The organism is Streptomyces polyasparticus (genome assembly GCF_014493765.1).
In the GTDB taxonomy this organism is placed as follows: Bacteria; Actinomycetota; Actinomycetes; order Streptomycetales; family Streptomycetaceae; genus Streptomyces; species Streptomyces polyasparticus.
Window position 1 is genome coordinate 72,243 of sequence record NZ_JACTVJ010000027.1, and the last position, 14,093, is coordinate 86,335.

The window sequence follows — 14,093 nt, forward strand, 5'->3', positions numbered from 1 at the left end:
GCTCCTTACCGCCCTGCCCACCTCGCTCACGAGAGTCCGCCATGTACGAGCTGTCCCGGGTCCGCCTCTACTCCATCGGCCCCGCCGGTGCGCGCTATGCCGACACGGTCCTTGACCTGCGCGGTGTGGGCGAACCCGTGCCCGATCCCGCGCCCCAGCAGGCGGAGTTCTTCAGCGAGGAGCCGACCGGGCCGCAGCGCCGCCCGGCGCCGGCCGGTGTGCTGTTCCTGGAGAACGGCGGCGGCAAGTCGGTGCTGCTCAAGCTGATCTTCTCGGTGATGCTGCCCGGCCACCGCAACACCCTCGGCGGCGCGAGCTCCGGCGTGCTGCGCAAGTTCCTGCTCGCGGACGACTGCGGGCATGTGGCCCTGGAGTGGCAGCACACCCTCACCGGCGAGTGCGTGGTCGTCGGCAAGGCCAGCGAGTGGCGGGGGCGCCAAGTCTCCAACGACCCGCGGAAGTTCGCGGAGGCCTGGTACTCCTTCCGCCCGGGCCCCGGTCTGAGCCTGGACAATCTGCCGGTCGCCGAGTCCACCGCCGTACGGCCCGTTGCCGAGGGCGCCTCCGGTGCGCAGGGGCGGCGGCGCACCATGAAGGGCTTCCGTGACGCGCTGACCGAGGCGGGCAAGGCGTATCCGCACCTCGAAGTGCACTGGGAGGAGATCCACGACCGGTGGAACGAGCACCTGGGCGACCTGGGTCTCGACCCCGAACTCTTCCGCTACCAGCGCGAGATGAACGCCGACGAGGGCGAGGCCGCCGGTCTCTTCGCGGTCAAGAAGGACTCCGACTTCACCGATCTGCTGCTCCGCGCCGTCACCGACACCCGGGACACCGACGGCCTGGCCGACCTGGTCAGCGGGTTCGGCAACAAGCTGGGGCGGCGCGCCGAACTGATCGCCGAGCGGGACTTCACGGCCGGCTCGGTCGATCTGCTCGGCCGGATCGTCGAGGCCACCGAGACCCGCGCGCGGGCCCGGGAGGTGCACGCGGGCGCCGAGCGGCGCACCCGGACGCTGGCCCGCCGCCTGTCCGCGCGCGCCGTACAGGAGCGGGCGCGGGCCGCCGAGCTCGCGCAGCAGGTCACCGACGCCGCGAACACCGTCACCGGGGCCGAGCAGGCGCGCGGCGCGAGCGCCCTGATCGCCGCCGAACTCGCGTACCGGCACGCCTCGTTGGCGCTCGCCGCCGCAGAGAAGTCCGCCGCCGCGCAGAAGCGCGAGCTGGCCGACGCCCGCACCCTGCACTCCGCCTGGCAGGCCGCCGAGGCCGTGCTCCGCCACCGCGCCGCCGCCGACCGCTCCGCCCGCGTGGCCGTCGCGATCCGCGAGGCCGAGCGGGACGCCGCCCCCGCGCTCGCCGCCCGCGCGAAGGCCGCCGCCGATCTCGTACGGGCGCTGCATACCGCCGCCGAAGGCGCGGAGCAGCTCGCGAACGAGGAGGAGGAGCGGTCCGCCGCGCTCCAGGAGGCCGGCGAGGCCGCCCACCGCGATGCCACCGTGGCCGCCACCGACGCCCAGCGCGCCCGCAGCGAGATCGGTCACCTCAAGCAGCGCCTCAGCGAGGTCGAGCAGGAGACCGCAGAGGCCGTACGGGCCGGCTGGCTGGACGACACCGCACCCGACGCGGACCCGGCGCGCGCGGCCCTCGCCGCGAGCGACGCCGAGAAGACCACGGTCGCCGCCTGGGACACCGCCCGCGAGGCCGCCCGCGTCACCGCGGACCAGGCCAGGGAAGCTGCCTCCGTCGAGGCGCGCGCCGAGCTCACCGCCGCCCGCGCCGCCGATGCCGCCGACGCCGCCGGACGCGCGTACGAGGCCGAGCTGCGCACGGCCGACGCGCTCGCGGCCGAGCAGCGACTGGTCGAACTGCTCGGGCTGCCCACCGGGCGCGGGGGAGTGCCCAAGCCGCGCACCGACGAGACCTCCGAGGGGCCCGAAGGGCTCGAAGGGCCGCTCACGGCCGCGGAGTTGGACCGCAGCGCCGACGAGCTCAAGGAGCTCCTCGAGACCGGCGTCGCCACCGCCGAGCGCCAGCTCTTCGATCTGCGCACCGCCGCGGCCGACGACTCCCGGATCCTCGGCGCGCTCGGCGACGGCGGTTTGCTGCCGCCGGGCCCGGACGTCCTGGCCACGGTCGAGTACCTCGGTGAGCACGGCATCCCCGCGCTGCCCGGCTGGCGCTACCTCGCGCAGGCCGTCGACCCCGCCGACCACGCCCGGGTGCTCGCCGCGCGACCCGAACTGGTCGACGGTGTGGTGATCACCGATCCCGACACGCATGCCCGGGCGCGTGAAGTCCTGGGCGCCGCCGCCCTGTTGCCCCGGTCCGCCGTGGCCGTCGGCACCGCCGCCGCACTGCTCGCGCCGACGCCCGCCGAGCAGGACGGCCCCGCCGACGTCTTCCTCGTACCGCCGAACCCGGCCATGCACGACGAGCTGGCCGCCGACGAGGAGCGCCAGACGCTGCGCGCCCGCGCCACCCAGCGCGACGAGGAGATCCGGGCGCTCGCCGCCCGCCTTGGCAAGGACCGCGAGCTCGCCGCGCGGCTCTCCTCCTGGCGCGCGGGCTGCCCCGCGGGCCGGCTGGCCGAGCTCGAAGAGGCCGCCACCGCCGCCCGTGCCTTCGCCGAAGAGGCCGAGGCCGAGCTGAGTGAGGCGCGCACCGCGCGGGCCGAGGCCGACGAGGCGGCCGCAGACGCCGCCCGCGTACGCGACGAGAAGCAGGACGCCGCCCAGCGCGCACGGCGGGCCGCCGACGCCCTCGCGGGCCTGGCGTTCCGCCTGCGCGAGCGGGCCGGCTGGCAGGTCAAGCTGCGCGAACTCGCCGACGAGGCAGCCGAGTCGGAGGCCAAGGCGCAGTCCTGCCTGGAGCGCGCCCGCGCCGCCGACGAGGATCGCCGCGCCGCCCAGCGCGCCGCCGACGACGCCCGCCGCACCGCCCGGACCCTGCGCGCCGAGCGCGCCGAGATCGCGGGCGCGCCCGATGACGTGCCGCTGCAGGAGGACGCCCCCAAGGCGCCGCTCGCCGCGCTCCGCGAGGCCTACCGTGCGGCATCGCAGCTGTACGAGAAGGTCGGCGTCGGCGCCGACCTCCGGGCCGAGCAGGCCCGGGCCGAGTCCGACGAGTCCGCGGCCGTCGCCGAGCTCGACCGGCTCAGCAACAAGGTCCGTACCCGCGCCGCCCAGCTCCTGGAGAGCACCGACGGCGCCGACGGCCCGTCCCGGCAGGCCGCGGCCGCCCGCGCCGAGTCCCTGGTGCAGATGCTGGAGACCCGCGCGTCCACGGCGAGCGAGCAGCTCGGCCGTCTGCGCGGCGAGGCCGAACGGCACGCGCCCGAGGACGGCGAGGCCCACACCGAGCTGCCCGCGGACCGCACCCCCGAGGACGCCGAGCAGGCACAGGCGCTCCTGCGCACCGCGACGAGTGAACTGGCCGCGTGCACCGACGCGTTGGCCACCGCACGCGAGCAGCACGCCGAGCTCCTCGCCGCCCACCGGGCCGCCGAGGACGGCGCGGGCGGCTTCGACGAGACGGCCGCGCTGCTGCGGGATCTGCTGCGCGACCACCACACGGAGGAGGAAGAGGGGGAGCCCGAGCCGTTCCCGGGCAACCTGGAGGAGGCCCGGCAGGCAGCCGGCGAGACCCGCCGTTCGCTGCGCGGCTGCGCGACGGACCTCTCGGCCGCCGAAGCAGCCGTACGGGAGGCGAGCGATGTCCTCGTACGGCATGCCAACGCCACCCGCTACGAGCAGGTGCGCACGCCCGCCCGCCAGCAGATCCGCGAACTGCCCGCGGCCGCGCTGCCCGAGCACGCCAAGAAGTGGGCGGAGGCCTTCGCGCCCCGACTGCGGGTCCTGACCGATGAGTTGGCGCAGCTGGAGCGCAACCGCGACAGCATCGTCGACCGCCTGCGCGGCCTGGTCGAGTCCGCGCTCGCGACCCTGCGCTCGGCCCAGCGTCTGTCGCAGCTGCCCGAGGGGCTCGGCGAATGGTCGGGCCAGGAATTCCTGCGCATCCGCTTCGAGGAGCCCGACCAGGCCACGCTCACCGAGCGGCTCGGCGAGGTCGTGGACGAGGCGACCCGGGCCGCGGTCAAGAAGAACTCGGACATGCGGCGCGACGGAATGTCCCTGCTCCTGCGGGGAGTTCAGGCCGCGCTCGAACCGCGCGGCGTCTCGGTGGAGATCCTCAAGCCGGACGCGGTCCTGCGCGCCGAGCGCGTGCCCGTCGGCCAGATGGGCGACGTCTTCTCCGGCGGCCAGCTGCTCACCGCGGCCATCGCCCTGTACTGCACGATGGCCGCCCTGCGCAGCAACGACCGCGGCCGCGACAAGCACCGCCATGCGGGCACCCTGTTCCTGGACAACCCGATCGGCCGCGCCAACGCCACGTATCTGCTCGAACTGCAGCGCGCCGTCTCCGACGCGCTCGGGGTTCAACTCCTGTACACCACGGGCCTGTTCGACACGACGGCGCTGGCCGAGTTCCCGCTGGTGATCCGCCTGCGCAACGACGCGGACCTCAGGGCGGGCCTGAAGTACATCAGCGTCGAGGAGCACCTGCGCCCGGGACTGCCGCAGCAGCACCCGGAGGGGGAGACGGTGCACAGCGAGATCACGGCTACGCGGATGTACAAGAGGCCGGCGGAGACGGTGGGCTGACGCCGCAGCCCCGGTAGGACCGCGGGCCTCCTGTCCGGCCAACACCGCTGCGGGTAGGCGGTGTCGGTGGATAGCCTGGTGGAAAGCGGGGGCGCCGTTCGAGGGGTGGGCCATGGGCGAGCCCGGTCTGAGCACAGCCAGTGCGGTGTGGGTCGGGGTCATGTACTGGCCTTGCAGGACCGCTCTGGTCGCCGTGTCGATCGCGGGCGCTTCAGTGCTGACCGGATGGGGACTGCACGTGGGCGCGGGGCTCGCCATGGCTACGAGTGCGGTCGTGGCGGTTGTCGGGGGACTCGCTGTCCTTGGCCTGGCGGCAGCTGTTCTCGATGCGACGGTGCGGGCAGTGATCCATTTCCCTCAGTTCGAGTCGTTGGAGTTCAGACGGTATCGGCCGCTGAAGGGGCGCCGCCTTCGTCCCCAGTTGGATGGCGCTCCCATGACGGCTGCTTACGCGGTGAGGGTCGCTGTGTCCTGCCCTTCACCTCTGCCCTGTTCGGAATGATCGTCGTCGGCGGTTCGGTACTGGCCGCTTGGGGAGTGCACGCAGGCGCTGAACTGGCTCTGTGGACCAGCGTGGTCGTGGCCGCCTCGGGGGGACTCGGCCTCTTCGGTCTTGCCGCAGTGGCCTTGATGCCGGTGTTCAAGGTGCTTCTGTTCCTGGCCGAGTCGGCAAAGGTGGGCCCGGAACCCGCGGCCGGTCCACACGTCCACAGCCAGGGCAACATTCCTGCCCGGAGGACCGGCCGCGCGGATTGGGCCGCCCTGGACGATTCCATCGCCACGGACACGGACCTGGGCGACGCGTCGGAGGTATGGGAGTGACCACCACCGGACCGGACACGTTCCGCGCCCTGTACTACCCCTTCTCGCGGACCATTGACGAAGCCACGCTCAAGCGTGCCGTACTCCTCTACGACGAGATCCTCTTCGTCGATCCGATGAGCCCTCGCGTACGGGCCGGCCTGTACAAGGCCGAAGAGCACCTGCCGTATTTGCCCGCGAACGTGGCGACCTCGATGGAGCAGGAGTGGACGGGGATCAGCAGCCGGTACGAGCTGCTGCAACGGGAAGGTGTGCTGCGTCTCGTGGACCCGGCGGACGTGGTCACGGACCCGGCGCACGGTCGGCTCATCGCCGGCGCCCTGCGCGCGGACCTCGGAGATCCGCGGGCGCTCGGGCTGTTCCGGAACGGCTTTCCCACGACCTGGAGCATGCTGCGCACCAGGATCCCCCAGCAGGCGTTCACCTACCTGGCGCATCAGATTCCGGCCCGCGTCCTCGGTACCGGGAACGTCAGCGGCCAGGTGGCCTTCTACCTCGACGGCCATCCGCAGGCCCGGCCGATGGGCGCGCCGGGTACCGTCCTGCCCGACGACGGGCGTGACTATGCCGCGCTGGTGCCCTACGTCGCCGGTTCCTCCCTTGCGCCCTGGCCCTGGCGATGGAGCAGAACGCTGTCCCGCTCACCGACAGCACTGCGCACTTCCGGCTGCTGTCCCTGCGGATGGCACGAGCGGCTTCCGCCTCGAGTCAGGTCGACCGGATTCCGGGCCTGCACGCGGAACCCGACCCGGTGCGCGCGCAGACGGCCGCCCTGGTGCAGCAGCGGGTCGTCGATGCCGTCCTGTCCCACGAGACTTTGGCGGAGACGTCCCTCGAGGACTGTCTGCGCTATCGCGAGCGCACGCACGAGGCACTCCAGGAGTTCCGCGGCTTTCTGCACGACGTCGTGCTCACCACGTACGCCGAGCCCTGGTCACCCGAGATCGTGCCGCAGATCGAGGCACGCATCACGGCGGCCCGGCAGGAGGTCCTCGACCATGCGCGTTCCCTGCGCGAGGTCTATCGCAGCCTGTTCCACCGAACCATGGCCGGGCTCGCCGTCACCGCCGCCCCGGCCCTGCTGACGACGGTGTTCCCGGTGGTCTCCCCGCTCACTGTTCTGCTGTTCGGCGGCGGCCCGCTCGCAGCTGTGGTGCAGGAGCCGGTACGCGAGCTGCTGACCCACTGGCTGAAGAGGGACAGGGGTACCAGCAGCCTCGCGTACCTCATGGACCTGCCGAAGTGAGGGCGCTGCCTGCTCTTCAGCCGGTCAGCTCGCGCACCCACGTATGGAACGCTCCGATGTGGTGCTCCGACGGAACGAGCACGCCGCCGTCCTTGTACGCCTTCGAGCTCATCGCCGGCTGCGTCCTCTCGCACGCCGCGAAGTCCTGTTCGTTGACCCGGTGGAAGAGCTCCACGGACTGGCCCACATCGGCCCCTGACGCCACGACCTCCGGTGCGTACAGCCAGTCGCACTCGACGACCGTGCGGTCCACGGCCAAGGGATACATGCGGTGCAGGATCACATGGTCGGGGACCAGGTTGATGAAGACCGAGGGCTTGACGGTCACCGCGTAGTACCGGCGGTCCTGCTCCTCCGCGATGCCGCTGAGGCGGGCGAAGCCCGCGCTGCCGTCGACGGTGAAGCCCTTGATGTCGGAGCCGAACGCGGCGCCGTGGCCCACGAAGTACTGTGCGGCGAGGCCGTCCGCGAACTCCGGCAGCACCTCGGTGAGTTCGGGGTGGATGGTCGCGCAGTGGTAGCACTCCATGAAGTTCTCGACGATCAGTTTCCAGTTGGCGCGCACGTCGTACGTGATGCGGCGGCCGAGTGCGAGCTCCTCCACCCGGTAGCGCTCGATCGCCGCGGCCTCGCCGAGCCGTTCCGTAGCCGCGCCGATCACCGTGCCCTCGAAGGAGGGCGGCTCGTCGGCCAGGCACACCCACGCATAGCCGAGCCACTCGCGCAGGGCGACCGGCCGCAGTCCGTACTCGACGCGGCCGACGTCGGGCATCTTGGAGAGGTTCGGAGCCGCGACGAGGCGGCCGTCGAGGTCGTAGGTCCAGGCGTGGTACGGGCATTGGAGATTGCGCCGCACCTCGCCCGACTCCTCGGTGCACAGGCGTGCGCCGCGATGGCGGCAGACGTTCAGGAACGCGCGCAGCTCGCCGTGCCGGTTACGGGTGACCAGGACGGATTCGCGGCCGATCTGCACAGTCCGGTACGCACCGGGCCTGGGCAGATCGGCGGCACGTACGGCGCACATCCACAGGGTTTCGAGGACGAGCTCCTGCTCGCGCGCGAAGATCTGGGGATCGGCGTAGTAGGAACCCGGAAGCGTGGCCATCAGGCTCGTGGAGCCCGAGGCGGGTGCGGTCGTCATGGGCGGTCGTGCCTCTCACACAGGCGGCGGTGCGAACCGGCGCGGGTCGAAGAGTGAGATGGGGTGCTCCGTCGCACCCCGCAGTGCGAGATCGGCCAGGATCTCGCCGACGACGGGCACGAACTTGAAGCCGTGCCCGGAGAATCCGCAGGCCACGGTCACCGCGTCCGGGTGGGACGGATGCCGGGCGATCACGAAGTGCTCATCGTCCGTGGTCGAGTACATGCAGGTGGCCGCGCGCAGGAACTTGCCCGGCAGCGTGGGCAGATGACGTCCCGCCTGCCCGGCCATGGCGTCGATCTCGTGCTCGTACACGGTGCGGTCGATGGTCTCGGGTGTGCAGGGCGCGCCGTTCTTGCGGAAGAAGGCGACCTTGGCGCCGCCGTCGGGGCCGTCGATCGCCGGGAAGCCGTAGATCTGGATGTCGTGCGCGTCCTCCCAGATGTAGACGGGGTGCCGCTCGGGCAGATACGGCCCGACGCCGCCCGTGGGCTGGAACCAATACATGATTTGCCGCTCGATCGTGATCGGCAGCCCGAGGCCGGCGAGCACCTGAGGGGCCCAGGCGCCCGGGCAGATCACCAGCTGGCCTGCGGTGTACGTACCTTGGGCAGTCTCGACGCGGACGCCGCCGCCCGGGGACGCGGACCAGCGCGTCACCGGCTCGTCGAAGTGCAGCTCCGCGCCCGCCCGTTCGGCCAGCCGGAGCTGTGCGGTCACCGTGGTCTCGGGCCGGAGCAGTCCCGCCCGCGCCTCGTACAGGCCGACTTCGTCGTCCGCCGGGTTCAGGGTCGGGAAGCGGCGGCGGATCTCGCTCGCGTCGAGCAGCTCGTGCGGCAGATCCCACGTCCTGGCCGACGCCAGGGAGCCCGCGACCGTACGGCTGTCGGGCCGGCCGGCCATCAGGCCGCCGCACAGCGTGGCGACGTCGAGGCCCGTGTCCTGTTCGAGGCGCTCGTAGAGCTCGTACGCGCGCAGCAGCAGCGGCACGTACTCGGCTCCCTCGAAGTACGACTGCCGGGTGATCCGCGAACCTCCGTGGCTGGAACCGCGGTTGTGCGCCGGGCCGAACTTCTCCAGGCCGAGCACCCGCACCCCGCGCTCGGCGAGATGCCAGGCGGCGGAGCTGCCCATGCCGCCGAGTCCGAGCACGATCACGTCATAGGTGGGGGACACGCCAGACCTCCTCAGCGGCGGATTCGGCTCATCTCCGGGTCGAACAGCGGCTCTTCCCGTACGGTCGCGGGCACCTTCTCGCCGAAGTACTCGATCTGCACCCCGGTCCCCGCGGGCAGCGGTGGCAGCCACGCGTACGCGACACAACGTCCGAGCGTGTAGCCGTACGCGGCACTCGTGACGTATCCGGCGACGGCACCGTCGACGTGCACCGGCTCCTTGCCGAGGACCACGGCGGCGGGGTCGTCGAGGGTGAGGGCCGTCAATTTCCGTCTGAGAGGCCGCTGTTCATCCAGCGCGTCCCGGCCCATGAACTCCTTGTCCATGCGTACCGCGAAGGCGAGGCCGGCCTCGAACGGATCGTGTTCGGCCGTCATATCCGTACCCCAGGCCCGGTAGCCCTTCTCCAGACGCAGACTGTTGAACGCCGAACGCCCCGCCGCGATCACCCCGAGCCCGTGTCCCGCCTCCCAGAGCGTGTCCCACAGGCGCAGTCCCAGATCGGCGGAGGTGTACAGCTCCCAGCCGAGCTCGCCCACATAGCTCAGGCGCAGCGCGGTCACCGGGACATGGCCGAGGTACGTCTGCTTGGCTCGGAAGTACCCGAAGGCCCCGTGGGAGAAGTCGTCGCGGGTCAGGGGCTGGACGAGATCGCGGGCGAGCGGGCCCCAGACGCCGATGCAGCAGGTGCCCGAGGTGATGTCCCGCAGGGTCACTCCGTCCGGTGCGTGCCGGGTCAACCAGTCGAGGTCCGCAGGGGAGTTGGCGCCGATCTGGAAGTGCTCCGGCCCGAGCCGGGCGACTGTGAGGTCGGACCGGATGCCGCCCCGGTGGTCGAGCAGCAGCGTGTATGTCACCGCACCCGGCCGTTTGGCCAGGTTGTTGGTCGTCATCCGCTGCAGGAACTCCAGCGCACCGGGCCCGGTCACCTCGAGCCGGCGCAGCGGGGTCATGTCGTACAGGGCTACCCGCTCGCGGGTGGCCTTCGCCTCGGCGGCCGCGATCGGCGACCAGTAGCGCGCCGACCAGGCATCCCGCCCGGGCAGGTCGAGGTCATCGGTGAGCGCGGCGTTGGCCTCGTACCAGTGCGGACGCTCCCAGCCGCCGCCCTCCAGACTGAAGGCACCGAGCTCCTGCTGGCGTCCGTGGAAGGGGCTGACCCGCAGCGGCCGCGGCTGCTCCATCGGCTGGAGCGGATGGAGGACGTCATATACCTCGACGAACTGCTGCGCGCCGCGCTCGGCCACGTACGCGGGGGAGCGCTGGGTGTCCTCGAAGCGGGTGACCTCGCACTCGTGGAGGTCGATTCCGGGGTGCCCGCCGGTGATCCACTCGGCGACCGCGCGGGCCACACCGGCCGAATGCGTCACCCACACCGCCTCGGCCAGCCAGAACCCGGCGAGCTCCGGGGACTCGCCGAGGACCGGGAAGCCGTCGGGCGTGAAGGAGAAGATCCCGTTGAAGCCCTCGGTGACCTCCGTGTCCCGCAGCGAGGGCATCAGCTCCCTGCAGTCCTGCCAACTCGTGGCGAAGTCCTCGGGGGTGAACTCCAGCGAGGACGGCATGACGGGCGCGTCGTCGTACGAGGGCAGTTCAGTCGGGTCGACGGGCAGCGGGCGATGGGCGTACGAGCCGATGCCGAGCAGACCGCCTTCGTGCGGCCGGAAGTAGAGGTCGCGCTCCTGGTGGCGCAGGATCGGGGCGCCGTCGGGCACCGGCAGCGGTCCCGCCTTCGCGTACTGGTGGGCGAGCGGCTGCAGCGGTACGGCGACCCCCGCCATCCGTCCGATCACCGGACCCCAGAAACCGGCGGCCGAGACCACGAGCTCCGCGGGGAACGTGCCGCGGTCGGTGATCACGCCCGTGACGCGTCCGTCGGCCCGCTCGATACCGGTGACCGTGTGCCGGTCGAGGAAGCGGGCGCCGCGGGACGTGGCCCGTTCGATCTGGACCGCGCACGCGCGCACGGCGTCCGCCAGGCCGTCGTCGGGCGTGAGGAGGCCGCCGTACAGCAGGGCCTCGTCGAGCGCGGGCCAGAGCTCCTTGCAGCGCGCCGGAGAGATCAGCTCGCCCCGCACACCCCAGGCGGCGGCGAGGCCCGCCCGGCGGTGCAGATCGGCCCAGCGCTCGGGGGTCGTGGCAAGTTCCAGACCGCCGACGGCTTGGAAGGCGCCGAGCTCGGTGAACTTCTCGACCGTGTACGCGGCCAGCTCGGTCATCGTCTTCGACGGATTGGTTTGGAAGACGAGACCGGGCGCGTGCGAGGTGGAGCCGCCCGCGGCGGGGAGCGGACCCTGTTCGAGGACCGTGACATCGCTCCAGCCGCGCGCCGTCAGCTCGTCGGCGAGTGAACAGCCGACGATGCCGGCACCGATGATGACGGTCTTACGGGGAGTCGGGGGCGTGCCGGACATGACCCTCCTCGCGTGGGGGACCTGCCAGAGGCCGTCAGGCGTGCGGTACGTGCGGCCGTTCCGCACCGATCGTGGTGTCCTGGCCGTGGCCCGTGTGGACGACGGTGCCGGCCGGCAGGACGAGCAGCCGTTCCCGTATCGCATGCTCGATGGTGGGCTTGTCCGAGTACGAGCGGCCGGTGGCACCGGGACCGCCGTGGAACAGGGTGTCGCCGGTGAACACGGCGTCCAGGAAGGGCACTTGGAGGCTGCAGCTGCCCCAGGTGTGCCCGGGTGTGTGGATCACCCGGACCGAGACTCCCGCGACTTCGAGCAGCTGGCCGTCGGCGAGATCGCCGTCCGGCTTGCGGTCCGCGTGGACCACCGACCACAGCTCGCGGTCGGCCGGGTGCAGCAGGACCGGTGCGCCCGTGAGGTCGGCGAGTTCGGCGGCCGCGCCGATGTGGTCGTCGTGGCCGTGGGTGCAGACGATGGCGGTGACCCGGCGCCCGCCGACGGCCGCATGGACGGCCGTGGCGTCATGGGCGGCGTCGACGATCAGGACCTCGGCGTCGTCGCCGATCAGCCAGACGTTGTTGTCGACGTCGAAGGTCTCCCCGTCGAGACTGAACGTCCCCGAGGTGACCACCCGTTCGGCGCGCACCGGGCCGGTCGCCGTCATCAGAGGACCACCACCGAACGCAGCACCTCGCCGCGGTGCATCTTGGTGAACGCCGCCTCGACCTGTTCGAGGGCGATGGTCTCCGAGACGAAGCCGTTGAGATCCAGCTTTCCGCTGAGGAACTGGTCGATGAGGACCGGGAAGTCCCGGGTGGGCAGACAGTCGCCGTACCAGGAGGACTTGACGGCGCCGCCGCGTGAGAAGACGTCGATCAGCGGGAGTTCCAGCTTCATCTGCGGGTCGGGCACGCCGACCTGGACCACTGTGCCCGCGTGGTCGCGCATGTAGAAGGCCTGCAGAAAGGTCTCGGGTCGGCCGACGGCGTCGATGGCGATGTCCACGCCGAAGCCGTCGGTGAGTGCACGGACGGCCTCGACGGGGTCCGTGCCCTGGGAGTTGACGGTGTGCGTGGCGCCGAAGCGGGTCGCGCCGTCCAGCTTGCGGTCGTCGATGTCGACGGCGATCACGCGGCGGGCGCCGGAGAGGGAGGCGCCGGCGATGGCCGCGTTGCCGACACCGCCGCAGCCGATCACCGCGACCGTGTCCCCGCGCGAGACACCGCCCGTGTTGACCGCGGCGCCGTAGCCGGCCATCACCCCGCAGCCGATGAGACCGGCGGCCTCGGGGCGTGCGGCCGGGTCCACCTTGACCGCCTGACCCGCCGCGACCAGAGTCTTCTCGGCGAAGGCGCCGATGCCGAGTGCCGGGCTGAGCGGGGTGCCGTCGAGCAGGGTCATCGGCTGGACGGCATTGCGGGAGTCGAAGCAGTACCAGGGGCGGCCGCGGCGACAGGAGCGGCAGTTCCCGCAGGGTGCGCGCCAGGCGAGCACCACATAGTCGCCGGGCGCGAGATCGGTGACGCCCTCGCCGACCGCGTCGACGGTTCCTGCCGCCTCATGGCCGAGCAGGAAGGGGAACTCGTCGTTGATCGCGCCCTCGCGGTAGTGCAGATCCGTGTGGCAGACACCGCAGGCCTGCACCGACACCAGGACTTCGCCGGGGCCGGGCTCGGGGACTCTGATCGTCTGCACCTCGACCGGCGCACCCGATTTCATGGCGACGACGGCACGGACCTCGTACGACATGACACACCCCCACCTGTTGCGCACTGCACGTGGTGTTGCGCGATGAGAGACATACTGGGAACGGCGGCCGGAAACCGTCAAGAGGGCAGGGAATCCGGTTCTCGCCTGGGGCAGGCGGCTACAGCGCGTACCCCATCCGCCGGGACAGCTCGTCCGCCCGGTCCACGGCCCGTTCGGCCAGCTCCCGCAGCCGCTCCTCGGTCAGCCGGTAGACCGGCCCCGAGATGCTCAGCGCCCCGATGACCTTGCCGTCATGGGCGCGGACCGGAGCCGCCACTGCAGTCAGACCGATCTCCAACTCCTCCATCGCCAGGGCGAATCCGCGCTCCTGGACCGACCGCAGCTCGTCGCGCAGAACCGCTGAACCGGTCACCGTACGGTCGGTGAACCGCGGCAGCGTGCGCGCGAGCAGCCCTTCGCGCAGGGCCGGCGGCTGATGCGCGAGCAGGATCTTTCCGCTCGACGTGGCGTGCAGCGGGGTGCGGCGGCCCAGCCAGTTCTGCGCCGTGACCGAGGCCGAGCCGCGGGCCTGCATGATGTTGACCGCGGCATCGTCGTCGAGCACCGCGATATTGACCGTCTCGCCCAGCTCGTCGGCGAGTTCACGGCAGACCGGAGCGCCCTCCTGCGAGATGTCGAGGCGTACGGCGGCTGCTCCCGCGAGCCGCAGCACACCCGCGCCGAGGAAGTACTTGCCGCGGTCCTGTGTCTGGGAGACCAGGCCCCGGTTCTCCAGTACGCCGAGCAGCCGGAAGGCCGTCGAGCGGTGGACGTCGAGCTCGTCGGCGATCTCGGTCACCCCTGCCTCGCCCTGCTCGGCGAGGATTTCGAGCACGCTCACCGCACGCTCCACGGACTGCACCGAACTCTGCTGCGACCTGGGC

Annotated in this window: 9 protein-coding genes; 3 read left to right on the forward strand and 6 right to left on the reverse strand. The window is 71.9% G+C overall.

The window, feature by feature from the left end:
- The first annotated feature begins 41 nt into the window (after positions 1-41).
- The 3 genes from H9Y04_RS38995 (at position 42) to H9Y04_RS39005 (ending at position 6,732) form a co-directional block, all read left to right on the forward strand.
- Positions 42-4,664: a coiled-coil domain-containing protein gene (locus H9Y04_RS38995; RefSeq protein ID WP_187818959.1), complete on the forward strand. Its 4,623-nt coding sequence runs from the start codon at positions 42-44 to the stop codon at positions 4,662-4,664.
- Positions 4,665-5,162: 498 nt separating this feature from the next.
- A complete protein-coding gene (locus H9Y04_RS39000) occupies positions 5,163-5,486 on the forward strand; it encodes a hypothetical protein (protein ID WP_187818960.1) in 324 nt (107 codons plus the stop codon).
- A 619-nt stretch (positions 5,487-6,105) separates the two neighbouring features.
- Complete coding sequence (locus H9Y04_RS39005) at positions 6,106-6,732, forward strand: hypothetical protein (RefSeq protein ID WP_187818961.1); 627 nt, start codon at positions 6,106-6,108, stop codon at positions 6,730-6,732.
- A gap of 16 nt (positions 6,733-6,748) precedes the next feature.
- Here H9Y04_RS39005 and H9Y04_RS39010 read toward each other — a convergent pair whose 3' ends face one another.
- The 6 genes from H9Y04_RS39010 to H9Y04_RS39035 all read right to left on the reverse strand — a co-directional run bounded on the left by H9Y04_RS39010 (position 6,749) and on the right by H9Y04_RS39035 (position 14,071).
- Complete coding sequence (locus tag H9Y04_RS39010) at positions 6,749-7,873, reverse strand: aromatic ring-hydroxylating oxygenase subunit alpha (protein WP_187818962.1); 1,125 nt, start codon at positions 7,871-7,873, stop codon at positions 6,749-6,751.
- A gap of 15 nt (positions 7,874-7,888) precedes the next feature.
- Positions 7,889-9,049: an N-methyl-L-tryptophan oxidase gene (gene solA, locus H9Y04_RS39015; RefSeq protein ID WP_187818963.1), complete on the reverse strand. Its 1,161-nt coding sequence runs from the start codon at positions 9,047-9,049 to the stop codon at positions 7,889-7,891.
- Between the two features lie 11 nt (positions 9,050-9,060).
- Positions 9,061-11,463 carry a GcvT family protein gene (locus H9Y04_RS39020; RefSeq protein WP_187818964.1) on the reverse strand — a complete coding sequence of 801 codons (2,403 nt, stop codon included), beginning with the start codon at positions 11,461-11,463 and terminating at the stop codon, positions 9,061-9,063.
- Positions 11,464-11,497: 34 nt separating this feature from the next.
- Positions 11,498-12,124 (reverse strand): MBL fold metallo-hydrolase, encoded by a 627-nt coding sequence (locus H9Y04_RS39025; protein WP_187818965.1) that lies wholly within the window; start codon positions 12,122-12,124, stop codon positions 11,498-11,500.
- Positions 12,124-13,209, reverse strand: coding sequence for an S-(hydroxymethyl)mycothiol dehydrogenase (locus H9Y04_RS39030; protein ID WP_187818966.1), 1,086 nt, complete (start codon positions 13,207-13,209; stop codon positions 12,124-12,126). Before H9Y04_RS39030 ends, H9Y04_RS39025 begins: the two co-directional genes overlap by 1 nt.
- A gap of 118 nt (positions 13,210-13,327) precedes the next feature.
- Positions 13,328-14,071: an IclR family transcriptional regulator gene (locus H9Y04_RS39035; RefSeq protein ID WP_308801775.1), complete on the reverse strand. Its 744-nt coding sequence runs from the start codon at positions 14,069-14,071 to the stop codon at positions 13,328-13,330.
- Positions 14,072-14,093 lie beyond the last annotated feature (22 nt).